Source organism: Ciceribacter ferrooxidans (assembly GCF_004137355.1).
GTDB classification, from domain to species: domain Bacteria; phylum Pseudomonadota; class Alphaproteobacteria; order Rhizobiales; family Rhizobiaceae; genus Allorhizobium; species Allorhizobium ferrooxidans.
In genome coordinates, this window is record NZ_SDVB01000196.1 from 149,785 (window position 1) to 173,031 (window position 23,247).

The 23,247-nt window shown below is 64.5% G+C and carries 27 protein-coding genes and 1 pseudogene; 10 read left to right on the top strand and 18 right to left on the bottom strand.

Translation table 11 applies throughout. The annotated features are described in order from the left end of the window. Positions 1-60: 60 nt before the first annotated feature. Positions 61-2,889: pseudogene (locus tag EUU22_RS10025) on the top strand (EAL domain-containing protein); the annotation flags it as partial. Positions 2,890-3,028: 139 nt separating this feature from the next. Here the strand turns inward: EUU22_RS10025 and EUU22_RS10030 are convergent. Together EUU22_RS10030 and EUU22_RS10035 are read right to left on the bottom strand one after the other, a co-directional pair. Continuing rightward, positions 3,029-3,664, bottom strand: coding sequence for a LysE family translocator (locus EUU22_RS10030; RefSeq protein WP_129331880.1), 636 nt, complete (start codon positions 3,662-3,664; stop codon positions 3,029-3,031). 101 nt (positions 3,665-3,765) lie between these two features. Further along, a complete protein-coding gene (locus tag EUU22_RS10035; protein ID WP_129331881.1) occupies positions 3,766-4,371 on the bottom strand; it encodes a YqgE/AlgH family protein in 606 nt (201 codons plus the stop codon). 164 nt (positions 4,372-4,535) lie between these two features. Between EUU22_RS10035 and EUU22_RS10040 the strand changes: the two genes are divergently transcribed. Beyond that, complete coding sequence (locus tag EUU22_RS10040; RefSeq protein WP_205687888.1) at positions 4,536-5,375, top strand: protein-disulfide reductase DsbD domain-containing protein; 840 nt, start codon at positions 4,536-4,538, stop codon at positions 5,373-5,375. 63 nt (positions 5,376-5,438) lie between these two features. Next, entirely contained in the window at positions 5,439-5,924 is a 486-nt protein-coding gene (locus EUU22_RS10045) for a peroxiredoxin (protein WP_129331882.1), read from the top strand. A gap of 45 nt (positions 5,925-5,969) precedes the next feature. Here the strand turns inward: EUU22_RS10045 and EUU22_RS10050 are convergent, their stop codons facing one another. From EUU22_RS10050 to EUU22_RS10060, 3 genes are all read right to left on the bottom strand, one after another. Further along, positions 5,970-6,278 carry a Dabb family protein gene (locus EUU22_RS10050; protein ID WP_129331883.1) on the bottom strand — a complete coding sequence of 103 codons (309 nt, stop codon included), beginning with the start codon at positions 6,276-6,278 and terminating at the stop codon, positions 5,970-5,972. A 115-nt stretch (positions 6,279-6,393) separates the two neighbouring features. Beyond that, entirely contained in the window at positions 6,394-6,837 is a 444-nt protein-coding gene (gene rnhA, locus EUU22_RS10055) for a ribonuclease HI (protein ID WP_129331884.1), read from the bottom strand. After that, positions 6,834-7,802 (bottom strand): homoserine kinase, encoded by a 969-nt coding sequence (locus EUU22_RS10060; RefSeq protein WP_129331885.1) that lies wholly within the window; start codon positions 7,800-7,802, stop codon positions 6,834-6,836. The genes rnhA and EUU22_RS10060 overlap by 4 nt, the downstream gene beginning before the upstream one ends. A 406-nt stretch (positions 7,803-8,208) precedes the next feature. On the opposite strand from EUU22_RS10060, the gene EUU22_RS10065 reads away from it, so the two are divergent. The 4 genes from EUU22_RS10065 to EUU22_RS10080 all read left to right on the top strand — a co-directional run bounded on the left by EUU22_RS10065 (position 8,209) and on the right by EUU22_RS10080 (position 9,375). Then, positions 8,209-8,418 carry a cold-shock protein gene (locus EUU22_RS10065; RefSeq protein ID WP_129331886.1) on the top strand — a complete coding sequence of 70 codons (210 nt, stop codon included), beginning with the start codon at positions 8,209-8,211 and terminating at the stop codon, positions 8,416-8,418. Between the two features lie 109 nt (positions 8,419-8,527). Beyond that, positions 8,528-8,818: a cold-shock protein gene (locus tag EUU22_RS10070; RefSeq protein WP_129331887.1), complete on the top strand. Its 291-nt coding sequence runs from the start codon at positions 8,528-8,530 to the stop codon at positions 8,816-8,818. Between the two features lie 29 nt (positions 8,819-8,847). Then, positions 8,848-9,087 carry a 30S ribosomal protein S21 gene (gene rpsU, locus EUU22_RS10075; RefSeq protein ID WP_129331888.1) on the top strand — a complete coding sequence of 80 codons (240 nt, stop codon included), beginning with the start codon at positions 8,848-8,850 and terminating at the stop codon, positions 9,085-9,087. Between the two features lie 63 nt (positions 9,088-9,150). Continuing rightward, positions 9,151-9,375 carry a hypothetical protein gene (locus EUU22_RS10080; protein ID WP_129331889.1) on the top strand — a complete coding sequence of 75 codons (225 nt, stop codon included), beginning with the start codon at positions 9,151-9,153 and terminating at the stop codon, positions 9,373-9,375. A gap of 88 nt (positions 9,376-9,463) precedes the next feature. Here EUU22_RS10080 and EUU22_RS10085 read toward each other — a convergent pair whose 3' ends face one another. The 11 genes from EUU22_RS10085 to coxB all read right to left on the bottom strand — a co-directional run bounded on the left by EUU22_RS10085 (position 9,464) and on the right by coxB (position 18,205). Continuing rightward, positions 9,464-10,147, bottom strand: a complete 684-nt coding sequence (locus EUU22_RS10085; protein ID WP_129331890.1) for an alpha/beta hydrolase — start codon at positions 10,145-10,147, stop codon at positions 9,464-9,466. 1 nt (position 10,148) lies between these two features. Beyond that, the gene (gene ispH, locus EUU22_RS10090) at positions 10,149-11,156 is read right to left on the bottom strand and encodes a 4-hydroxy-3-methylbut-2-enyl diphosphate reductase (RefSeq protein WP_129331891.1); all 1,008 of its coding nucleotides are present in this window, start codon (positions 11,154-11,156) and stop codon (positions 10,149-10,151) included. Next, positions 11,156-11,521, bottom strand: coding sequence for a DUF1304 domain-containing protein (locus EUU22_RS10095; RefSeq protein WP_129331892.1), 366 nt, complete (start codon positions 11,519-11,521; stop codon positions 11,156-11,158). The genes ispH and EUU22_RS10095 overlap by 1 nt, the downstream gene beginning before the upstream one ends. Before the next feature lie 78 nt (positions 11,522-11,599). Further along, a complete protein-coding gene (locus tag EUU22_RS10100; protein WP_129331893.1) occupies positions 11,600-12,340 on the bottom strand; it encodes an SURF1 family protein in 741 nt (246 codons plus the stop codon). Continuing rightward, positions 12,333-12,716 carry a DUF983 domain-containing protein gene (locus EUU22_RS10105; protein WP_129331894.1) on the bottom strand — a complete coding sequence of 128 codons (384 nt, stop codon included), beginning with the start codon at positions 12,714-12,716 and terminating at the stop codon, positions 12,333-12,335. The genes EUU22_RS10100 and EUU22_RS10105 overlap by 8 nt, the downstream gene beginning before the upstream one ends. A gap of 159 nt (positions 12,717-12,875) precedes the next feature. After that, a complete protein-coding gene (locus EUU22_RS10110; protein ID WP_129331895.1) occupies positions 12,876-13,754 on the bottom strand; it encodes a cytochrome c oxidase subunit 3 in 879 nt (292 codons plus the stop codon). Between the two features lie 58 nt (positions 13,755-13,812). Then, the gene (locus EUU22_RS10115) at positions 13,813-14,421 is read right to left on the bottom strand and encodes a cytochrome c oxidase assembly protein (protein WP_129331896.1); all 609 of its coding nucleotides are present in this window, start codon (positions 14,419-14,421) and stop codon (positions 13,813-13,815) included. Positions 14,422-14,438: 17 nt separating this feature from the next. Beyond that, on the bottom strand, positions 14,439-14,576 hold the full coding sequence (locus EUU22_RS10120; RefSeq protein ID WP_129331897.1) for a cytochrome c oxidase system small membrane protein: 138 nt from the start codon (positions 14,574-14,576) through the stop codon (positions 14,439-14,441). Then, positions 14,576-15,532 (bottom strand): heme o synthase, encoded by a 957-nt coding sequence (locus EUU22_RS10125; RefSeq protein WP_129331898.1) that lies wholly within the window; start codon positions 15,530-15,532, stop codon positions 14,576-14,578. Before EUU22_RS10125 ends, EUU22_RS10120 begins: the two co-directional genes overlap by 1 nt. A gap of 81 nt (positions 15,533-15,613) precedes the next feature. Further along, the gene (gene ctaD / locus EUU22_RS10130) at positions 15,614-17,296 is read right to left on the bottom strand and encodes a cytochrome c oxidase subunit I (RefSeq protein WP_129331899.1); all 1,683 of its coding nucleotides are present in this window, start codon (positions 17,294-17,296) and stop codon (positions 15,614-15,616) included. Between the two features lie 18 nt (positions 17,297-17,314). After that, entirely contained in the window at positions 17,315-18,205 is an 891-nt protein-coding gene (gene coxB, locus EUU22_RS10135) for a cytochrome c oxidase subunit II (protein ID WP_129331900.1), read from the bottom strand. A 321-nt stretch (positions 18,206-18,526) separates the two neighbouring features. On the opposite strand from coxB, the gene EUU22_RS10140 reads away from it, so the two are divergent. The 3 genes from EUU22_RS10140 (at position 18,527) to EUU22_RS10150 (ending at position 21,320) form a co-directional block, all read left to right on the top strand. Next, positions 18,527-19,048 carry an invasion associated locus B family protein gene (locus EUU22_RS10140; RefSeq protein WP_129331939.1) on the top strand — a complete coding sequence of 174 codons (522 nt, stop codon included), beginning with the start codon at positions 18,527-18,529 and terminating at the stop codon, positions 19,046-19,048. A gap of 141 nt (positions 19,049-19,189) precedes the next feature. Further along, complete coding sequence (gene tldD, locus EUU22_RS10145; protein WP_129331901.1) at positions 19,190-20,605, top strand: metalloprotease TldD; 1,416 nt, start codon at positions 19,190-19,192, stop codon at positions 20,603-20,605. A 37-nt stretch (positions 20,606-20,642) separates the two neighbouring features. Then, positions 20,643-21,320: an HAD family hydrolase gene (locus EUU22_RS10150; RefSeq protein ID WP_129331902.1), complete on the top strand. Its 678-nt coding sequence runs from the start codon at positions 20,643-20,645 to the stop codon at positions 21,318-21,320. Here the strand turns inward: EUU22_RS10150 and EUU22_RS10155 are convergent. Both EUU22_RS10155 and EUU22_RS10160 read right to left on the bottom strand, forming a co-directional pair. Further along, on the bottom strand, positions 21,289-21,702 hold the full coding sequence (locus tag EUU22_RS10155; protein ID WP_500681142.1) for a pyrophosphohydrolase domain-containing protein: 414 nt from the start codon (positions 21,700-21,702) through the stop codon (positions 21,289-21,291). The two genes, EUU22_RS10150 and EUU22_RS10155, sit on opposite strands and share 32 nt — an antisense overlap. A 23-nt stretch (positions 21,703-21,725) precedes the next feature. After that, positions 21,726-23,012 carry a D-alanyl-D-alanine carboxypeptidase gene (locus EUU22_RS10160; protein ID WP_129331903.1) on the bottom strand — a complete coding sequence of 429 codons (1,287 nt, stop codon included), beginning with the start codon at positions 23,010-23,012 and terminating at the stop codon, positions 21,726-21,728. Positions 23,013-23,247: the final 235 nt, after the last annotated feature.

The window sequence follows — 23,247 nt, forward strand, 5'->3', positions numbered from 1 at the left end:
GCGTCCCACGGGCGCCGGATGGTGATGCTTGTCGCCGCGCTGATTTGCGGCCTGATGAGCCTTGTCGCCGGCCCCTCGCGCGCCGCCGAACCTGTGAAGATCTCGCGCGACGACACCGCGCTCGACCTCACCCCGACCACGGAAATCTACACGAGCCAGGGCGAGGCCTTCCAGGTTTCGACCGCCGCCGGCGCCGACGGCATCCGCCGCCGCATCGAGGTTCGCGCCAGCTCGGAGAACCACCAGGGCGACTGGGCCGTGTTCGCGCTCGCCAACGTCTCGGAAGAACAGCTCGAGCGGGTGATCGTCGCGCCGCATTTCCGCCTCGCCAATTCCAAGCTTTTCTGGCCCGATCTCGGCTCCCAGCGCATCATCGCGATCACGCCGTCTGAGGGTTTCGCCCTCGACCGGCAGCCGAGCGACGAGGCGGACGTCTTCCGCATCACCCTGAACCCCGGCGCAGTCATCACCTTCGTCGCGGAACTCGCGACCCCCAACCTGCCGCAGATCTATCTCTGGGAGCCGAACGCGTACAAGGACACGGTCAACGCCTTCACGCTCTACCGCGGCATCGTGCTCGGCATCGCCGGCCTGCTCGCCGTGTTCCTGACGATCCTCTTCGTCGTCAAGGGCACCTCGATGCTGCCGGCGGCGGCAGCCCTCGCCTGGGCGGTGCTCGCCTATATCTGCGTCGACTTCGGCTTCATCGACAAGCTGATCGGCATCACCACCGTGGACCAGCGAATATGGCGCGCCGGCGCGGAGGTGGCGCTCGCGTCCAGCCTGGTGATCTTCCTCTTCACCTACCTCAACCTCAACCGCTGGCACGTGCATCTCGGCTATGCGACCTTCGCCTGGGTGCTCGGCCTCGGCCTCGTCTTCGGCGTGGCGATCTACGACCCGTCGATCGCCGCCGGCATCGCCCGCCTCTCCTTCGCGCTCACGGCAACCGCCGGCATCGCCCTCATCGTCTATCTCGGCTTCAACCGCTACGACCGGGCGATCCTGCTGGTGCCCTCCTGGGCGCTGATCCTCGTCTGGCTGTTCGGCGGCTGGCTGACCGTCACCGGCCAGCTCGACAATGACATCATCCAGCCCGCACTCGGCGGCGGCCTCGTCCTGATCGTGCTTTTGATCGGCTTCACCGTCATGCAGCACGCCTTTGCCGGCGGCGCCTACCAGCAGGGCTTGTTTTCCGATCTCGAACGGCAGGCGCTGGCGCTGAGCGGCTCCGGCGACACGGTCTGGGACTGGGACGTCGCGCGCGACCGCGTCGTCACCAGCCCCGACATCTCGATGCGGCTCGGCCTTTCGCCGGGAACGATGCACGGCCCGGCGCGCAACTGGCTGCCGCGTCTCCACCCGGACGACCGCGACCGCTTCCGCGCGACGCTCGACGTGCTGCTGGAGCATCGCAAGGGCCGCCTGAACCACGAATTCCGCCTGCGCGCCGAGGACGGCCATTTCCACTGGCTGCAGATCCGCGCCCGTCCGGTACTCGGCTCCAACGGCGAGGTCATCCGCTGCGTCGGCACGATCGTCGACGTCACCGAGCAGAAGAACTCGATCGACCGGCTGATGCAGGATGCGATGCACGACAACCTGACCGGCCTGCCGAACCGCGAGGTCTTCCTCGACCGGCTGCAGTCGGTGCTGGCGCTCGCCAATGACGGCGACAATATCCGCCCGACAGTCATGGCGATCGACATCGACCGCTACAAGCAGGTCAACGACTCGCTCGGGATCGCCGCCGGCGACAATATCCTGATTGCGCTCACCCGGCGGCTGCGGCGGCTTTTGAAGCCACAGGACACGCTTGCCCGCATTTCCGGCGACGAGTTCGGCCTCATCCTCGTCTCCGAGCGCGATCCGGCCAAGGTCGCCGATTTCGCCGACGCCGTCAGCAAGGCGATCATGGTGCCGATCAGCTTCGCCAACCGCGAGGTGATCCTGACGGCCTCGATCGGCCTCGTCTCATGGGTGGACCAGCAGGAGAATGCCGCCGGCCTTCTCTCCGATGCGGAGCTTGCCATGTATCGCGCCAAGCGCGCCGGCGGCAACCGCGTCGAGCCCTTCCGCCCGGCCTTCCGCACCTCGGGCACCGACCGGCTGCAACTGGAAACCGACCTTCGCCGCGCCATCGAACGCAAGGAGCTTTCGATCGTCTACCAGCCGATCGTGACGCTCGCCGACGGCGAAATCGCCGGCTTCGAGGCGCTGATGCGCTGGGATCACCCCAAGCGCGGCAACATCCCGCCCTCCGAGTTCATTCCGATTGCGGAAAGCTCCGATCTCATCGAGCCGCTCGGCATGTTCGCGCTGGAACGCGCGACCACGGATCTCGTCGAATGGGAGCGGCAGACCGGCCACGTGCCGATCTTCGTCTCGGTGAACCTTTCGAGCGCACAGCTCCTGAGCAGCGAACTCTACAACGACATCCGCTCGATGCTCTCGAAGACCCAGTGCGAGCCGAACCGCATCAAGCTCGAGCTCACCGAGACGGTGATGATGGCGAACCCCGAGCAGGCCCGCCTCGTGCTCGGTAAACTCAAGGAACTGGGCATCAGCCTGGCACTCGACGATTTCGGCACCGGCTATTCCTCGCTCGTCTATCTGACGCGCTTCCCCTTCGACACGATCAAGCTCGACCGGGCGCTCGTCTGCGCCGAAGGCGACAAGCGCGAGGTGATGTTGCGCTCGGTCGTCACCATGGCACGCGAGATGGAGATGACGCTGGTCGCCGAAGGCGTGGAGACCGACGAGGTCGCCAAGGCGCTCGCCGACCTCGGCTGCCAGTACGGCCAAAGCTATCTCCTCGGCCCGCCGATCGGCGCCGAATCCGTCCAGAAACTCCTGCGGGAGCGCTTTCCGCTGACCAAGCGGGCGTAAGCGCGAGACGCGCCATGCCGAGGACTTTGATGTCCGCTCGATAGAGGCCGCAAGGGAGCGACGGCCTTTCCTGCGCCTCCCGCTTCAGCTAGCGACCGGCTTTCTCCTGCGGACCGCAAGGCATCTGTCCGAACGCCGCTCAGGTTCTCTGGAAGGCAACGTGCAAGCCGAGACCGACGAGCACGGCGCCGCCTGCCCTTTGCAGGTTGCGCTGGAGGGAGGAGATGCGCGACAGCCGCTCGGTGACCAGGCCGGCCGCCAGCACGCAGGTCACGTCCGCGAACGAGAACATCAGGTTGACGGTGGTTCCGAGGACGAGAAACTGCAGCCAGACCGGTAGCGTCGCGCCGGCATCGACGAATTGCGGCAGAAAGGAAAGAAAGAAGATTGCCGTCTTCGGGTTCAGCACCTCTACAGTGACGCTTTCCAGAAAGGCATGACCTGCAGACTTCACCGCCGGAACCTGCGGCTGCTCCGGCGATTGCGGGCGGCGGCTACGGAACATGCGAATGCCGAGCAAGATCAGATAGGCGGCACCGGCCAGCTTCACGACCAGATACAGAAGCGGCACCAGATGGAACAGGATCGACAGGCCGGCGGCAGCGGCGATCACATGGGCATAGCAGCCGAGGTGGATGCCGAGTGTCGCCATCAGGCCGGCGCGGCGGTCAGCGGCGACCGTTCGGGCCGCGACATAGAGCATGGCCGGCCCCGGAATGAAGGCGAAGACCGCCGTCGTAACGAAAAACGCCAACAGGACGTCGAAGGAGGGCATCGGGTCTCTCGTCTTTCAGGCAAAGCGTTGCGTGGACCGCTACCCTAGATTGCCGAAGTGAAAAGCGCCAGAGGGGGTATAGACAAAGAGCCCCCTGCCCGTCAGGCGTGGCCGGCGTCGGCGGAGAGCATGGCGGGGGTGACGCCCATCAGGGCGAGCGCACGCTCGTATTTTCCTTCGAGCGCACGGTCGAAGATGATGTCCTCGGTCGCCGGGCAGTTGAGCCAGCCGTTGTTGGCGATCTCGTGTTCGAGCTGGCCCGGTCCCCAGCCGGCGTAGCCGAGCAGCATGGTCGCCCGGCGCGGCCCGCGGCCGTCGGAAATGGCCCGCACGATGTCCAGCGTCGCCGTCAGCGATATGTCGTCGCTGACCGGAATGCTGGAGTCACTGAGATAGTCGTCGGTGTGCAGCACGAAGCCGCGGCCGACCTCGACCGGGCCACCGCTCTGGATCGGGAAGTCGCGGGCGTGCTCCGGCAGCATGATGGCATCGGCCCGGTCGATCATCTCGAGGTGCAGCAGCACATCGGCGAAGGTCAGCGATTGCGGGCGATTGATGATGAAGCCCATGGCGCCGGCCTGCGAATGAGCGCAGATATAGACCACCGAACGGACGAAATTGCCGTCCGCCATGCCGGGCATGGCGATGAGCAGCTGCCCGTCGAGATAGCTGCGCTCGCGGTTCTTTGCTAAAGACGAGAAGGGCATCCTACCTCCAACTGCCTCTACGAGGCCTTCGGCGCCACGCGCTCGGTCTTCGACATGCACTAAAAAGAAGATGGGGCATCGGCCGCGATCTATCAACCAAAAATGATCGCAGGGTATCGAGCGTGACTAGAATTGACCCAAAATGGACGCTAAGTCCATGTGACATGTTCACGCCCCGTCTTTTCCGCCTGTTGTCCTCCGCCATCGCGGCGGTCCTTGTCGCCGCGCTCGCACCGGCGCTGCCTGCCCGTGCCGCATCGAGCGACTGGGCCCTCAACGAGGGCGGCCGCATGCGGCTTGTCGTCCTGCCGGCCGATGCGAAAGGCCTCCGCCAAGCCGTTCTGCAGATCGAGCCTGAACCGGGCTGGATCACCTACTGGCGCGAACCCGGAGACAGCGGCGTTCCACCCGCCGTGACGGTGGCGCCTTCGGGCGGCTTCACGCTCGGGCGGATCGACTTCCCGGTGCCGAAGCGGATCGACGCCGGCGACCTCACCGATATCGGCTACGACCATTCCGTTGCCCTGCCGCTTTCGCTTTCCGGCCCGCCCACGGGTAAAGAGGCGCGGCTGGAGGCGACCGCCTTCATCGGCCTCTGCAAGAACATCTGCATCCCCTTCCAGGCGGTTCTCACGGTCGACCTGCCGGCAAACGAGGCTGCCGACGCGGACGAAGCCCGCATCGTCGCCGACGCGCTCGAGAGCCTGCCCGCGAAGGCCGCACCCGATTTCGCCGTCGAGCGCCATGCGATCAGCGCCGATCTCAAGCGCCTGACGCTCGAGGTCTCGCTCCCCAAGGGTGCGAAGGATGCACAGGCGATCGTCACCGGCCCGTCCGGCTACGTCTTTTTCGCCTCCACGAGCGCATCCGGGGCCGGCGGCAAGACGGTCATCGAGGTGCCCATCGGGCGACTTCCGAAGAATTACGCGATCGCCGGGAAGCGCTGGGACGCGCTGGTGATCGCCGGTGGGCGGGCGATCGAGACCGTTCTTGCCTTTGACTGACGTCAATTTATATTCCCCCGGCATACCCCGCCGCCACAACGATCCCCATAGAGGAGAAGCCAAATGACGATCGCGATCGGAGACAAACTGCCCGCGGCCACCTTCAAGGAGAAGACACCGGACGGCCCCGTCGAGATCACCACCGACGAGCTCTTCAAAGGCAAGCGGGTCGTCGTCTTCGGCGTTCCCGGCGCGTTCACACCGACCTGCTCGCTGAACCACCTGCCCGGCTATCTGGAAAACCGCGACGCGATCCTCGCCCGCGGCGTCGACGACATCGCCGTCGTCTCGGTCAACGACTGGCATGTGATGGGCGCCTGGGCGCAGTCTTCCGGTGGCATGGGCAAGATCCACTTCCTCGCCGACTGGGACGCCTCCTTCACCACGGCGCTCGGCCTTCAGGCCGATCTCTCCGCCGGCGGCCTCGGCGTGCGTTCCAAGCGCTATTCGATGCTGGTCGAGGACGGCAAGGTCAAGACGCTGAACGTCGAGGACATGACGAGCCAGGCGACGGTATCCTCCGCCGCGACGATGCTCGAACAGCTCTGACGGATCGTCACGGCAGCGACCGCGGCGGGCCCTGCTCGCCGCGTCTCAAACTTCCATGTCGAAGACGAGGAGGCCGGAAAGCCCGCCGTCCGTCGCGCGCACGATCCGCTCCGCGACCTCCATATGGGCCGGATGCTGCAGGTAATAGTCCCGCACCTCGGCATCCTCGAAGGTGACGATGAAGCCGTCGACGAAGCCGCCGTCCAGCCCTTCCGGCGAGACATTCGGCCCGCAGGTGACCTCAACGATGCCGGGGATGACGTCCTTCAGCGCGGTGATGCCCGCATAGATCGCCTGTTTTTCGGCGGTCTGCGTGGCCGCCTTGAAGCGCAGGAATACGCAATGCCGGATCATGTGGACCTCCCCTCCGTCACGTCAGGGCAAACAATAGGGACGGCTCAGGCTTTGACAAGCCGCCAAATCATCGCGGCTGGAGAAAGCCGTGGATGGCGGCGGCGCGCCCGCGGGTTCAGCGCCCTCTCTTGAACGGCTCCATGCCGAGGCGGGCGAGTTCGTCGGCGCGCTCGTTCTCGGGGTGGCCGGCATGGCCCTTGACCCAGTGCCAGGTCACCTTGTGGCGGTTGCGCGCCTCCTCCAGTGCCTGCCAGAGCTCGGCATTCTTCACCGGTTTCTTGTCGGCGGTCTTCCAGCCGTTCTTGCGCCAGCCGAAAATCCACTTCGAGATGCCGTCCATCACGTATTTGCTGTCGGTGTGGAGATCGACCTCGCAGGGCGATTTGAGCGCGTTCAGCGCGCTGATCGCCGCCATCAGTTCCATGCGGTTGTTGGTGGTCTCCGCCTCGCCGCCGGAGAGTTCCTTCTCGACGCCGTTGTAGCGCAGCACCGCGCCCCAGCCGCCGGGACCGGGATTGCCCGAGCAGGCGCCGTCGGTGAAAATCTCGACATGCTTCATGCGCTTGCGAGCCCGTATTCGGCGGCGGAGGCCACCTGCCGGTGGAAGCGCAGCTTCCGCAGATATTCGATCGGGTCCTTCTTGACGACGAGAGCACCCTCGGGCGTCGTCAGCCAGTCGTAGAGCCGCGTCAGGAAGAAGCGCAGCGCCGAGCCGCGCGCGAGCACCGGCAGGGCGGCGATCTCCGCCGCACTCAGCGGACGCACGGCGTTGTAGCCGTCGAGCAGCGCCATGCCCTTGGTGATGTTGTAGGAGCCGTCCTTCTCGAAGCACCAAGCGTTCAGGCAGATCGACACGTCATAGGCGAGCATGTCGTTGCAGGCGAAGTAGAAGTCGATCAGGCCGGAGAGCTGGTCGCCGAGGAAGAAGACGTTGTCGGGGAAGAGGTCGGCATGGATGACGCCCTCCGGCAAATCCTTCGGCCAGGCCCCTTCGAGGAAGGCGAGCTCGCCGCCGATCTCCTCCCTGAGGCCGCTCAGCACCTCGTCGGCGCGGCCGGCGGATTTGGCCCAGAGTGCCTGCCAGCCGTCGAGCGAGAGCGCATTCGGCCGGCGGAGCGCGAAGCCGTCGCACGCGAGGTGCATTTCGGCAAGCGCCTTGCCGACCTCGCGGCAATGGGCAGGTTCCGGCTTTCTCAGCCACATGCCTTCGAGGAAGGTGATGAGGGCGGCAGGGCGGCCGGACAGCTCGCCGAGCAGCGCACCGTCATGGCGCGGCAGCGGCAGCGGGCAGTTGACGCCGCGCGAGGAGAGATGGTGCATCAGCCCGAGGAAGAAAGGCAGGTCGGCCTTCTCCACCCGCTTCTCGTAGAGCGTCAGGATCAGCGAGCCGGCGGTCGTGTGAAGCAGGAAGTTCGAATTCTCCACGCCCTCGGCGATGCCCTTGTAGGACATCAGTTCGCCGGCATCGTACTGCCTCAGGAAGGCCTTGAGGTCGACCTCGTTGATATCGGTATAGACTGCCATGATCCGTCGTCGGGTTTGTCGGTGCTTCGTGAAGGCATACAGCGGGCGGGTGGCGAGCACCAGCCCCGCGGCGGGCCGGGGCACAGGAATCGGATGCCTTCGTGTCGCCGACGGAAAACGCACGGAGACGGCAAAAATGTCTTCAGGAATTTCCATTGAAAACGTTGATACAATTTCCGTCGTCCACACGAAAATCCAGCATTTCTCAGGGGACTGAGAAAGAAGAGGGTTCATAGAAATTCGGGAAAGCCCTTGTATTTTTTCAGGAAAGCCATATCTTAGCGTCATCGCACCTTGCTAGCGACTTTTGTACAGGGCCTTTTGCGCCCTTTCAGATCTCCCTTCATCGTCGATTTATCAGATCGGCCTTTCCGGCCGGGCCCACATGCGATTGAAAGGAATTGTCATGAATACAGGTACAGTAAAGTGGTTCAACAGCACTAAGGGCTTTGGATTCATTCAGCCGGACAACGGCGCGCAGGACGTTTTCGTCCATATTTCCGCTGTCGAACGCGCTGGTCTGCGCGGTCTCACCGAAGGCCAGAAGATCAGCTACGACATCGTGCAGGACAAGCGCTCCGGCAAGAGCTCTGCAGACAACCTGCAGGCTGCCTGAGGATTATCATTGTCCGCGTGACCACGGATGTACTGGCACGCAGGGACAATGAAGTGGAAGGTCGGGATCAAACCCGGCCTTTTGTTTTTCGACCGACGAGGGGAGCTTGATGGGCAAGCCTGCTTATCGCACCGGCGACACGGTCGTCCTGAAGCGGGGCGTCTTCCGCAAGGATGAACGCCAGCGCAGTTGCACTATCGGCGCGGTTCTGCCGGAAGCGCAGGGGCTTGCCCAATACCGTGTCCAGTTCAGCGACGAATGCTTCACGCGGCATATTACCGAAGCCGACGTCGACAAGACCGAAACACCAGCGTCATCGGGCGTCACGACTTCCGCCTCAACCTCCACCATCGGCGAAGGCAGATGGATCAATCCGGGTTCGATCAGGATCAGGAAATAACAGCCGTCACAACACGCAAGGAGATGTTTTTGCAGGTACTCGTCAGAGAAAACAACGTCGAACAGGCACTGCGCGTGCTCAAGAGAAAGATGCAGCGGGAAGGCCTCTTCCGGGAAATGCGCGACCGGCGCGCCTACGAGAAGCCTTCGGAGAAGCGTGCCAGGGAAAAGGCCGAGGCGATCCGTCGCGTCCGCAAGCTCGCCCGCAAGAAGGCGCAGCGCGAAGGCCTGCTGCCTGCCCCGAAGAAGAAAGTCGTGCCGGCGCGCTGAGCGTCCGGACGTCGCAAGGCAGCCGTGCCGGCTGCCTTTTCCCCTCCAGACAGGGAGAATGACATGACTGCCACCAAGGAAGCGTTCTTCAAGCCCAACAAGATGTCTGCGCAGGAGAAGGCGGCGCAAACCGACGCCACCGCACGCGACATTCTCGCCGCCGAAGTCCAGGCGCGGGAGAAGAAGACGGAACGACTGCGGGCTCTGCGAATGGCGCAGCCTGTCGAGAGCCAGCCGGCCAAGACCGGCAAGAGCCGGACGCGCAAGGCCGTCGCTCAGCACTCCTGAAATTTCGACTGCCGCATGGCCGGCCTGACCGCCTCCGGCAACCGGATCGACGGACGGGACCGGTGCCGTACGGACTGAAAGCCTTTCGTCAAGCCGCCAGAAAATGTCGGACTTCGTCCGCAAGCACTCGCAGAAAATCCGCGCGATCCGGATGCGTGTCGACGACGTGCGGCGGCAGCTCGTTCATGAAGGTGAAGTGCCCGGCACCTTCGACCAAGCGGATATCGACCGGGACCACACCATCGATCGCTTCCCTCAGGAACGCGGCCTGCGCAGGCGGCGTGATCATGTCCCTCTCCCCCGCCCAGACCCCGAGAGGCACGCTGACGGAGGTCAGGGAACCGGGGCGACGGAAGAAATCAGTCGGCGGCGCGAGCAGCGCCAGCCGGTCGAAAAGATATCCCTCCGCGGCCTTCACTCGTTCCCCGGCGAGCGTATCGGCTTCGGCGCCGGCAAGTAGCAGCAGCGCCACCGTTCCGATCGAATGTCCGAGACCCGCGACCGGCAGGCCGGACAGGCAATGTCGGGCTGCGGCGCGCGAAAGCCTTCGTCTGCGCTCCGAAAGTTCGGCCGCGGTCGGAGCCAGAGATGCAAGCATGTCGAAATGGGGAGCGATGACCAGCATCCCCTCGTCGGCGAGGGCCTGCAGGAGCCCGCGATGCCGCAGCGGATTTCCGCCGCGGCCCGCGGCGAAGAGAATGCATCGGCTCGGCGACGCCGGCTGCAACACCGTCGCCTCGAAAGTGTCGTCACCATCCGGCGGCGGCTGCATCTCAGCCGTTCACCCAGGCCATGTCGTCGTGGGTGAGCTCGATCGAACGCAGTTCACGGTTGACGAGGAAATGCTCGTTCTCGACCGAGAATTCCGCCAGCTCCACCGTCGTGTCGTAGCGTTCCCTGAAGGCCTCGATGATCTCGTTGACGATCACTTCCGGCGCCGAGGCGCCGGCCGACAGCCCGAGCGTGCCGATCGTTCCGATCGCATCCCAGTCGATCTCCGAGGCGCGCTGGACGAGCAGCGACTGCTTTGCGCCCGCCTTCAGCGCCACTTCGACGAGGCGCTTCGAGTTCGACGAGTTCGGCGCGCCGACGATCAGGAAGAGGTCGCAGCCGGGGGCCGCCTGCTTCACCGCCTCCTGGCGGTTGGTCGTGGCGTAGCAGATCGAATCCGCGGCCGGATCGGCGAGGTTCGGGAAACGCTCCTTGAGCTTGGCGATCACCCCTTCGGTATCGTCGACCGAAAGCGTCGTCTGGGTGACGTAGCCGAGATTGTCCGGATCGGCGGGCGCGTAGGCGGCGGCATCCTCGACCGTCTCGATCAGCGAGACGGTACCCTCCGCCAATTGCCCCATGGTGCCGATCACCTCCGGATGGCCGGCGTGGCCGATCAGCACGACGTGGCGGCCGAGCCGCTGGTGGCGCATCGCCTGCTTGTGGACCTTGGAAACCAGCGGACAGGTGGCGTCGAGATAGAAGAGGTTTCGCGCCCTGGCATCCGCCGGCACCGATTTCGGCACGCCGTGGGCGGAAAAGACGACCGGCTGGGCGCGGTGCTCCTCGGGGATCTCGTCGAGTTCCTCGACGAAGATCGCGCCCTTGGCCTCCAGTCCCTCGACGACGTAGCGGTTGTGGACGATCTCGTGGCGCACATAGACCGGGGCGCCATAACCTTTGAGCGCCAGCACGACGATCTGGATGGCGCGGTCGACGCCGGCGCAGAAGCCGCGCGGCCCGCAGAGCCTTATCGTCAGTTTCGGTCGGATCGGAGTGGTGTTCGTCATCAGCCAGCCAAGAGAACCAGGATCAGGGCGAGGACGGCCGGCAGCGCCTGAATGTAGAGAATGCGCCGCGATGCCGTCACGCTTCCATATAGGCCGGCGACGAAGACGCAGCCAAGAAAAAAGAGCTTGAGCTGGAAGGCGAATTCCGGAACCGGCTGCACGAGCGCCCAGCCGAGGCCGAGCGCCAGAAAGCCGTTGTAGAGGCCCTGGTTGGCGGCGAGCACCTTGGTCGCCTCCGCCTGCTGCGGCTTCATGCCGAAGGCCTTGAGGCCGGTCGGCTTCGTCCAGAGAAACATCTCCAGCACCAGAATATAGAGATGTTCGAGCGCAACCAGCGCGGTGAGCAGATCAGCAAGCAGTTTCATCGGTTCCCCTCCAGCCCATGTGGTCTTCGTCTTCTATCACGCGATGTCGGCGGGAGGAAAACATCCGCCTCCCCGCGGTTATTCCGGCTTCCTGCCGCGCAGGAACGCGGTGATCGAGATCACCAGCAGCACGACGGCGAGGCCGTACCAGGTGATCGCGTATTGCAGGTGATCATTCGGAAGGTCGATCTGCGTCACCCCGCCCTTCGGCCAGCCGCCGGGGACCGGCGTCGCATCCGCATCGACGAAGAACTGGACGACGTTCTCTTCGGCAAGCCCGGCGCTGGCGGCCATGGCGGAAAGATCCTTCCAGTAGAAGATGTCGCCGGCGAGGTCGTTCTCGGGCACCACCCAGGACGGCTTGCCGGCAAGGCGCGCCCGGGCAAGCCCGGTCACCGTCTGGCGACCCTCCAGCAGGCCTTCGCGGCGGCTTGCCCGGTCCTTCATTTCATAGGGCACGAAACCGCGATTGACGAAGAGGAAGCGGCCGTCGTCGAGCTGGAACGGGGTGTAGACGTAATAGCCAGTGCGCCCGTCGAACGTCGCGAAGAAATGGCGCTCCCTGTCGTTCAAGAAGCGGCCTTCGACGCGGACCGGGCGGTATTCGAAATCCTCGCCGCGGGCGGACGCCGCCTCGACTTCGGACAGCGGCGCCGGCGGCATTGCGCGCCGCGCCTCGATGTCGGCGATCAGGGCCTCCTTCCAGTGAAGACGCCGGACCTGCCAGGTGCCGAGCGATACGAGAAAGGAGAGCGCGACGACCAGGAGGACGAGGCTGACGACGAGCTTGGTGCGGCCTGCCGCAGCGCCATCAGCCACGGTCGATCGTTCCCTGCGAGGCGTTGTTCTTGTACTGGAGCGCGACGAGCAGCGCCTTGATGGTGCGCAGGAGCCAGAGCGAAAGCCCGATCGCAAGCGGTCCCCAGAGGAGTGCGTGCAGCCAGGCCGGCGGCTGGTAGTTGATCTCCGTCCACACGGCGAGCCCGACGACGATGAAATCGGCGATCAGGATGACGAAGACGGCCGGACCGTCGCCTGCGTCGATGAAGGTGTAGTCGAGGCCGCAATTCGTACAGCGCGGCTTGATCTTGGTCAGCCCGTCGAAGAGCTTGCCCTGCCCGCAGCGGGGGCAGCAGGCGCCGAGCGCCGCCTTCACCGGATCGACCGGCGGATACTTCGCATTGTCCTCGCTCATGGCGATCCCTTTGCTTCTGATTATCAGCATTCCATAGAGGATGCGTGACGTCCGGGCAAATCCCCGGCCGGCGTTTCGGTTCGGGCCGAATGGAGCCGGAACGAAAAAGGCGGCAGTCTCGCCGCCGCCTTTTCCGATAGTCGAAGGATCGTCCGCCGATCAGCCGTGGGCGAGCGGTGCGCCCCAGCCGCCCCAGATGTAGATCGAGAAGAACAGGAAGAGCCAGACCACGTCGACGAAGTGCCAGTACCAGGCGGCAGCCTCGAAGCCGAAGTGCTGCTTCGGGGTGAAATCGCCCTTCAGCGCGCGCAGCAGGCAGACGATCAGGAAGATCGTGCCGACGAGAACGTGGAAGCCGTGGAAGCCGGTCGCCATGAAGAAGGTCGAGCCGTAGATCGAGTCCTTGAAGGTGAACGGAGCGTGGGCGTATTCGTAGCCCTGCACGAAGGAGAAGAGCGCGCCGAGCAGCACGGTCAGCGTCAGGCCGGCAACGAGGCCGCGGCGGTCGCCGTGCAGGAGCGCATGGTGAGCCCAGGTGACGGTCGTGCCGGAGAGCAGCAGGATGACCGTGTTATAGAGCGGCAGATGCCAAGGATCGAGAACCTCGATGCCCTTCGGCGGCCACTGGCCACCGGTGAACTCGACGCGGGCGGCCTGGATCACCTCATTGGAGAACAGGCTCGCATCGAAGAAGGCCCAGAACCAGGCGACGAAGAACATCACTTCGGAAGCGATGAACATGATCATGCCATAGCGCAGGTGCAGCGACACCACGCGGGTATGATGGCCCTCATGGGCTTCCTTGATGGTGTCCGACCACCAGCCGACCATGGTGTAGAGGATGATCGCCAGGCCGATATAGAACAGCCACGGATGAGCGAGCTCGAGGCCGAACAGCTCGAACGAGCCGCCCGAGAGATAGCGCATGTAGCCGACGCCACCGAAGGTCAGCAGGAACGCCCCGATCGCGGCCAGGAGCGGCCACGGGCTCGGATCGATGATGTGGTAGTCGTGATTTTTCTGATGCGCTTGGGCCATGTCAGCAATCCCCGAATGTCAAACTTTGCTGAGGTCCGGCGGGGCCGGACCCCTCCTCTCACAATTTCTGGTTCCCGTCCGCCTTTCCGGCAGGCAGAACCGCCACCGGCTTCGTCTCCTCCTGCGGATAGAAGGTGTAGGACAGGGTGATCGTACCGATATCCTTCGTCTCGACCGTGTTCACGATCTCCGGATCGATGAAGAAGACGACCGGCATGTCGAGCGTTTCGCCGGGCTTCAGTTCGATGTCGGTGAAGCAGAAGCATTCGATCTTGTTGAAGTAGGCGGCGGCCTCCATCGGCGTCACGTTGAAGACGGCCTGCCCCTTCTTCGGCTCGGACGAATGGTTGGTCGCGGTGAAGTGCACCTTCACCGTCTCGCCGATCTTCGGCATGACCTCGCGTTCGACCGGCTTGAAATTCCACATCAGCCCCGGCGCGACGTTGGCGTCGAAGGTGACGCGCATCGTCCGGTCGAGAATGACGCTGGACACCTGCTCGACGCGCTGCGTCGTGCCGTTGTAGCCGGTCACCTGGCAGAACATGCGGTAGAGCGGGACGGCGGCGAAGCTCATGCCGACCATGCCGGCGACGAAGGCGACGCAGGCGACGAGGATCGCCGCATTGCTGCGGCCCTTTCCGGCCGGGATGTTCGCGTGCTCTGCCAAGGTCCGTCCTCCGCCCTTCACTGCGCCATGCCGCTGATCTTCACCAGCGTCACGATGTAGAACAGCACCACCAGCGCCGCGAGAACGATGCCGAGCGCGATATTGCGCCCGCGGCGCGACTTCTTTTGCGTATCGTTGAGCTTGACGGTTTCCATCAGTTTGCCCCTCCGAGAAGGGTCGCGAATGTCACGACGTAATGGTCGACGAGGAGCGCCAGGAAAACCGCGAAGAGATAGACGAGCGAGAAGCCGAAGAGCTTCTTCGCAGGCACCATCTTCTCGTCGCCTTCCGGCATGCGCCAGACGCCGATCGAATAGTAGACGAAGCCCGCGCCGAGAACGGCCGCGAAGGCGCCGTAGTAGGGCGAGGACAGTCCGGTGAAGGCCGGTGCGACACCGGCCGCGGCGGTCAGCACCGCGTAAAGGGCGATCTGCCGCTTGGTCGCGGGAATGCCGGCGACATTCGGCAGCATCGGCACGCCGACGGCGCCGTAATCGCGCATCTTGAAGAGCGCCAGCGCCCAGAAGTGGGCGGGCGTCCAGAGGAAGATCACCAGGAAGAGCAGGATGCTGTCGAGCGAGACGCCACCCGTCACGCAGGCCCAGCCGACCATGGGCGGGAAGGCGCCGGCCGCACCGCCGATGACGATGTTCTGCGGGGTCGAGCGCTTCAGCCACATCGTGTAGACGACGGCGTAGAAGAAGATGGTGAAGGCGAGCAGGCCTGCGGCGAACCAGTTGACCGCAAGCCCGAGGATCGCGACCGAAAAGACCGAAAGCGTGAGGCCGAAGGCGAGCGCCTCGGTGGGCAGGATGCGGCCGGCCGGGATCGGGCGGCGGGCGGTGCGGCTCATGACGGCGTCGATATCGGCGTCGTACCACATGTTGAGCGCGCCAGAGGCCCCTGCCCCGACGGCGATGCAGAGAATGGCGATGGCGCCGAGCACGGGATGGATGTGTCCCGGCGCGAGCACGAGACCGGCAAAGGCGGTGAAGACGACGAGCGACATGACCCGCGGCTTCAGAAGCGCGAAGTAGTCGCGTGCACCGGCTTCGGACAGGCGCAGTTCGCCCTCCATGCCCAGCGCTTCGCAGTTGTCGACAACCGTCATTGTTTCCGTCCCGATATTCTTGTTTTCCAGTCGCCGCACCCTGAGGAGCGCGGCGACCGATCTCGTTTCAGCGCGTTCCGCTTACTTGATGCGCGGCAGCTGCTCCCACTGGTGGTACGGCGGCGGAGAGCTCAGCTGCCATTCCAGCGTGGTCGCACCGACGCCCCACGGGTTGTCGCCGGCGAGGCGCTTCTTCGCGAAGGCTTCGAAGACGCCGAAGAGGAAGATCAGCACGCCGACGGCCGAGATATAGGACCCGATCGAGGAGACGTAGTTCCAGCCGGCGAACGCATCCGGATAGTCGATGTAGCGGCGCGGCATCCCGGCGAGGCCGAGGAAGTGCTGCGGGAAGAACACCATGTTCACGCCGACGAACATGACCCAGAAATGGATGTTGCCGAGCGTTTCCGAGTACATGTAGCCGGTCATCTTCGGGAACCAGTAGTACCAGGCGGCGAAGATGGCGAAGACGGCGCCGAGGGACAACACGTAGTGGAAGTGGGCCACCACGTAGTAGGTGTCGTGCAGCGAGCGGTCGAGACCGGCGTTGGCCAGCTGCACCCCGGTTACACCGCCGACGGTGAACAGGAAGATGAAGCCGATCGCCCAGATCATCGGCGTGCGGAACGACAGCGAGCCGCCCCACATGGTCGCGATCCAGGAGAAGATCTTGATGCCGGTCGGCACCGCGATCACCATGGTGGCGAAGACGAAGTAGCGCTGGGCGCCGAGCGACAGGCCGACCGTGTACATGTGGTGCGCCCACACGACGAAGCCGACGGCGCCGATGGCGACCATGGCATAGGCCATGCCGAGGTAGCCGAAGACCGGCTTCTTCGAGAAGGTCGAGATGATGTGGCTGATGATGCCGAAACCGGGCAGGATCAGGATGTAGACTTCCGGGTGACCGAAGAACCAGAACAGGTGCTGGAAGAGGATCGGGTCACCACCGCCTTCAGGTGCGAAGAAGGTCGTGCCGAAGTTGCGGTCGGTCAAGAGCATGGTGATGCCGCCGGCGAGAACCGGGAGCGACAGCAGGAGCAGGAAGGCGGTCACGAGCACTGACCAGGCGAAGAGCGGCATCTTGTGCAGCGTCATGCCCGGGGCGCGCATGTTGAGAATGGTGGTGATGAAGTTGATCGCGCCGAGGATCGACGACGCACCCGAAACGTGGAGCGCGAAGATCGCAAGGTCGACCGCCGGGCCCGGCTGGCCGGAGGTCGCCAGCGGCGGATACATCGTCCAGCCGCCGCCGACGCCGAAGCCGCCGGCCGGACCTTCGACGAACATCGACAGGATGAGCAGGAGGAAGGCCGGGACGAGCAGCCAGAAGGAGATGTTGTTGAGGCGCGGGAAAGCCATGTCCGGAGCGCCGATCATGATCGGGATCATCCAGTTGGCGAAACCGCCGATCAGTGCCGGCATGACCATGAAGAAGATCATCACCAGGGCATGCGCGGTGGTGAACACGTTGAACATGTGCTTGCCGCCGTCGATCGCAGCGTCACCTTCGAAGCCGTAGACGATCGATGCCAGGCCGTGGAAGATCTGGATACCGGGCTCCTGCAGCTCGGCGCGCATGGCAACCGAAAGCGCCGCACCGATGATGCCGGCGATGATCGCGAAGATCAGGTAGAGGGTGCCGATGTCCTTGTGGTTCGTCGAGAACAGCCAGCGGGCGGCGAAGCCCGGCTTGTGGTCGTGATGGTCATGATGCGCGCCCTGACCGTGAGCGTGCTCTTCGTGGGCAACAGGTCCAGCCATTGTCCGCACTCCCCTTCCTTATTTCGAAACGTTATCGGCAAGCTGCACGGACTTGTCCGCACCGTCGACCGCAGCCATCAGGGCCTTGTTGGCGTCCTCCACGCTGGTGGTCGCGGCGTCGAGCCAGGCGGCATACTTGTCTTCGGCGACCACACGGATGGCGATCGGCATGAAGGCGTGGTCCTTGCCGCAGAGCTCCGAACACTGGCCGTAGAACAGGCCTTCACGATCGGCCTTGAACCAGGTCTCGTTGAGACGGCCCGGAACGGCGTCGATCTTGAGGCCGAAGGACGGCATGGCGAAGGCGTGGATGACATCGCTCGGAGCCGCGGTCACCAGAAGACGGACCGTCTTGCCGACCGGAACGACCATTTCGTTGTCGACGGCGAGAAGGCGCGGATAAAGCGCCTTGTCGCTCTTGCCGGCGGCAGTGCGCTCTTCATCGGTCTTGAGCATATAGGAATCGAAGGCCACCTGCTTGTCGCCCTGATACTCGTAGTTCCACTGCCACTGGGTCGCGGTCGCCTTGATCGTGACGTCCGGATTTTCCGGCTGCACGAGCTGCGCGGAAAGCAGGTTGAACGACGGAATCGCGAAGAAGAGAAGCACGAGGACCGGTCCCAAGGTCCAGATGATCTCGATCATCGTGTTGTGGCTGGTCTTCGACGGCACCGGATTTGCACCAGAGCGGAAGCGCAGGACGACCGCGATCAGAAGGAAGAGCACGAGAAGCGTGATCGGAACGATGAACCAGAGCGTATAGTGCTCGAACCACCGGATCTGCTCCATGATCGGCGTCGCGGCCGGCTGGAGATCGGTTTGCCAGGGTGCAGGCTGATCGGCAAAGCCGGCGGAAGCAAAAAGCAGACAGGTCGCGGCGACCAGTGCTGCACAAGCTCTCTTAATCACGGTGTCTCTCCCTCGAGCGTTTGATCCACATCAAATGGAAACGCAAAATCCATGCTATGGGTTTCTGTTTAAAATCACAGTTTGTCCCTGACCGCAATACGCCTAACCGAATGGCCTTGCGGCATTTTTGCGCTACGTCAATTTGTCGCAGACACATCTGCGGGAGAGGCTTGACGGCGTCTTCAAAACCCGCTTTTCGACCGCATGGACGTCTTGCCGGTCCCAAATATGCCGCACTCGGGAGAAAAGACGTTCCGGGGCTTTTCAATACCGCGCCCGACGACAAGAATGGCGGCGATGATTCGAATTCCAGAGGTATCCATGGGTGTTCCAGCACTTCTCAGGTCGGGCGTGCTTGCGCTGGCCGTTGCCGCAGCAGCCGGAACGGGCTTTGCGCAGACGCCGCAACAGCCCGGCACCGTGCGCTCCAATCACGGCGCCTGGTCGATCATCTGCGATACGCCGGCCGGTGCCTCCGTCGAACAGTGCGCCCTGATGCAGAACGTCGTCGCCGACGACCGGCCGGAAGTCGGGCTCTCGGTGGTGATCCTGAAGACGGCCGACCGCAAGGCGAAGGTGCTGCGCATCCTCGCGCCGCTCGGCGTGCTGCTGAAGGACGGCATGGAGCTCTTCATCGACGGCAACAATATCGGCCGGGCCTATTTCACTCGCTGCTTCGCCGAGGGCTGCTATGTCGAGGTCGAGATCGACGACGAGCTCATGAAGATTCTCCGCGCCGGCAAGAGCGCCGTCTTCGCACTTCGGGAATCGGCGGACCAGGACCGTGTGGGCATTCCGATCGAGCTCACCGGCTTTGCCGAAGGCTACGACGCCCTGCCCTGAGCGCCGGCCGGCGACGAATGATCTGACGCCGCACCGCCTTTAACGCCCGACTCTTCGGTCGGACGGGCTTGCCTCGCCCCCCTGCCGGACCTACATCGGGGTCGAAGGAGCGCGTCTGCCGCCCGCGCCCAAGGAGCTTTGATGGACACCGATCTTCTCAACCTTTTCGACTGTGACGAGACGAAACTGCGCTCGGTGCTGGCCGAGACCCTCTCCGGCGCCGACGACGGCGAGCTGTTTGTCGAGCACGCGCAGGCCGAATCACTGACCTTCGACAACGGCCGCCTGAAGGGCGGCAGTTTCAACACCGACCAGGGCTTCGGGCTGCGCGCCGTCGCCGGCGAGGCCGTCGGCTACGCACACGCGGGCGAGCTTTCGCTTTCGGCGCTGTCGCGTGCGGCCGAGGCGGTCTCCGCCGTCACCCGCGGCCATGGCGGCAGCTATGCCGCAGCCCCCCAGCGCACCAACCGCAAGCTCTACGGCGAGGAGAACCCGATCGGCTCGCCGACCTTCGAGGAAAAGGTGAAGCTTCTTTCCGAGGTCGACGCTTACCTGCGCGACAAGACCGACAAGGTCCGCCAGGTCACGGCATCGATCGCCGCGAGCTGGCAGGTCGTCGAGATCCTGCGCGCCGACGGTCACCGGGTGCGCGATATCCGCCCGATGACGCGGCTCAACATCTCCGTCGTCGCCGGCGAGGGCGACCGCCAGGAAACCGGTTCCTTCGGTATCGGCGGGCGCGTCGGCTTCAGCGACTTCCTGACCGAGGAGAGCTGGAAGAACGGCGCCGACGAGGCGCTGCGCCAGGCGCTCGTCAATCTCGAGGCGATCGACGCGCCGGCCGGCACCATGGATGTCGTGCTCGGCAACGGCTGGCCGGGCGTGATGCTGCACGAGGCGGTGGGCCACGGGCTCGAAGGCGACTTCAACCGCAAGAAGACCTCCGCCTTCGCAGGCCTGATGGGCGAGATGGTGGCCGCGCCGGGCGTCACCATCGTCGACGACGGCACGATCGACCTTCGCCGCGGCTCGATCACCGTCGACGACGAAGGCACGCCGTCCGGGTACAATGTGCTGATCGAGAACGGCCGGCTCGTCGGCTACATGCAGGACCGGCAGAACGCCCGGCTGATGGGCATGAAGCCGACCGGCAACGGCCGCCGGCAGGGCTATGCCCACCAGCCGATGCCGCGCATGACCAACACCTACATGCTCGGCGGCGACAAGACGCCGGAAGAGATCATCGCCTCGGTGAAGCGCGGCATCTACGCCGTCTCCTTCGGCGGCGGCCAGGTGGACATCACCTCGGGCAAGTTCGTCTTCGGCTGCACCGAAGCCTACATGATCGAGGACGGCAAGATCGGCGCGCCGGTCAAGGGCGCGATGCTCATCGGCAACGGCCCGGAGGCGATGAAGCGCATCTCCATGGTCGGCAACGACATGAAGCTCGACACCGGCATCGGCAATTGCGGCAAGGGCGGCCAGTGGGTGCCGGTCGGCGTCGGCCAGCCGCATCTGAGGATGGACCAGGTGACCGTCGGCGGCACGCGGACGTAACGACAAAACCGACTAAAGAAAAGGAAACCGAGACAAGATGCTGCCCCGCCTGCCCCGCGCCGTCGTCTTCGACATGGACGGCCTGATCCTCGACAGCGAAATCCTCTACCGGAAGTCGGTGATCTCCGCGGCGACGGAAAAGGGGCTGCCGATCGGCCCGTCGATCTACGAGGCGATGATGGGGCAACCCTGGCCGGGCATCGCGCAGTTGATGACCGATCATTACGGTAAGGACTTCGACCCAGACGCTTTCCGCACCGTCTGGATCGACCATTTCGACCGGCTGATCGAAACAGAGCTGAAACTGAAGGCCGGCGTCACCGCACTTCTCGACACGCTCGACCGGCACGGCATTCCGCGGGCGATCTGCACCTCCTCGGCCCACCACCAGGTACGTCACCATCTCGAAGGTTTCGGCCTGCTGCCGCGCTTCGACCACGTCATCGCCCAGGGCGACTATGCCCGCGGCAAGCCGGCGCCCGATCCGTATCTCGCCGCGGCGGAGCGGCTCGGCGTCGCGCCGGAGGACTGCCTTGCGCTCGAAGATTCCCACAACGGCATCCGCTCGGCGGCCGCCGCCGGCATGATGGCGGTGATGGTGCCGGACCTGCTCGCCCCGACGGACGAGATCGTCGCGCTCTGTGCGCGTGTCGCCGGCAGTCTGGACGAGTGCTGCGCCTTCTTCAGCGAGCCGCTGGCGGCAGAGCGGGCGTAGGCTCTTCCGGAGCGAACCGCCATTTCCGCATGATCGCCGCCTGAAGGTCGAGACGGTGGTGATGAGCCAACAGCAGTACGTGCCCGAGCAGGTCTGCCGTCTCGTCGGCCAGACATCGCCGCAACTCAGGTTCGTCCAGTCCCTTTCGGCGGCTGCGGCCGCTCAGCCGGTTGGCCGCCTGCACGACCTCCCCGGCTTCCTCCATCAGCTTCATCAAGAACCAGTCGGCGTCCCGTTCGACGGCATGCGCTTCGGCGTAGGCTACCGATGCGGCTTCAAATCGCAGCGCAAGCTCCTGCAACATTGCGTTCTCCATCTGTTCATGGAGAACATGGCGCGATTCCGGCGGGCGGGCAATTCCCATCAGTGAAAGAAGGTGCAAGTCGACTGACTTCCCGCCGCCGGTCACCCGTTTGCGGGCATCAGCACGCAGTCGTAGCGGTTTTCGACGAGCTTCTCGCAGGCGCGGCGCGCATCGACCTTGCTGTCGAAGCCGCCGAAGCGGGCGCGGTAGAAGGTATTGCCGTTGCGCGAGACGCGCTCGGCATAGGCATTGCGGCTGGCGAGCGGTTCGCCGATCTTCGCCTTGGCATCGGCAAGCAGGCCCATGGCGGCCTCGGCGCTCGCCGCAGCGGCGATCTGGATCTGCCACTTCCCGCCGCCGCGCACCGGCATTGCGGGTTTCGGCATGGCGACGCTCTCGACGGCCGCGATCGCATCCGAGGCGTTGTCCGTATCCGCGAAAGCGGTCCCGTAACGGCTGGCCGGGGCGGGCGCCGCATCGCTGATGAGTTCGGCCACGGCATCACGATCCGGTGCGACGACGGGAACAGGGACTTCGTCGCCGAGACGGGCGAGCATCGCACCGGGACCGTTGCTGGCGACCAGGGTGGAACCGCCGGTGGCCTTGCGGATATTGCCGTCGATGAGCTTCGCCATCAGCTTGTCACGGCCGCCGGCGCTGCGCCCGCCCATCACGACACCGATCACGCGGCGGTCGCCATCGGCAACGGCGCTCACGAGATTGTAGCCGGAGGCGTTGGTGTAGCCGGTCTTGATGCCATCCATGCCCTTGTAACGGTACATCAGGTTGTTGTGGCCGTTGATCGTGCGGCCGCGGAAGGCGAAGGAACGGGTGGAGAAGAGCTTGTACTCCCGCGGGAAGTCACGCATCAGCGCCAGCCCGAGGGTCGACATGTCGCGCGCCGTGGTGATCTGGCGATCGTCGGGAAGGCCGGACGCGTTGACGAAGACCGTGTTCGGCATGCCGAGCGAGCGGGCCTTGCGCGTCATCATCTCGGCGAAGGCGGGCTCGGAACCGCCGAGCTTTTCGGCCATGGCGACGGCAGCATCATTGGCCGACTGGACGATCATGCCGAGCACGGCTTCCCGGACGGTGATCGCATCGCCGGCCTTGACGCGCAGCTTGGTCGGCGGGCGCGAGGAGGCGTATTTCGAGAACGGTACCGGGCTGTCCCAGGACAGCGTTCCCCGGCGGATCGCCTCGAAGGCCATGTAGATCGTCATCATCTTGGTCAGCGAGGCCGGATGATTGAACGCATCGCCATTTTCCGAGGCGAGGACCTTTCCGGTCCGCGCGTCGAGAAGGAACTGGGCGCTGCCGGCATTGGCGGAACTGGTGAAACAGCCGATCACTACGAAAAACGAGAGCGCGACCAGTAGCTTATTCATCATTCCTCCACGGGAGCGGATCAGAAACGCGAGAATGTCCGGGTGACGGGAATCGGTGGACCGATTCGAAGACCGGGGGATGCCTAGACGAAGAATGCGGCGACAATCGAGCAATACAGCCATAATCTGATCGGTGAAGCTGGTCCGACGCTGGCGCCGGCCGGGTGGGTGGAACGGCGCACAGAAATCCCCGATCGTGGTTAATGCGTCCTTTCACACCGGCGTGACGGCGACG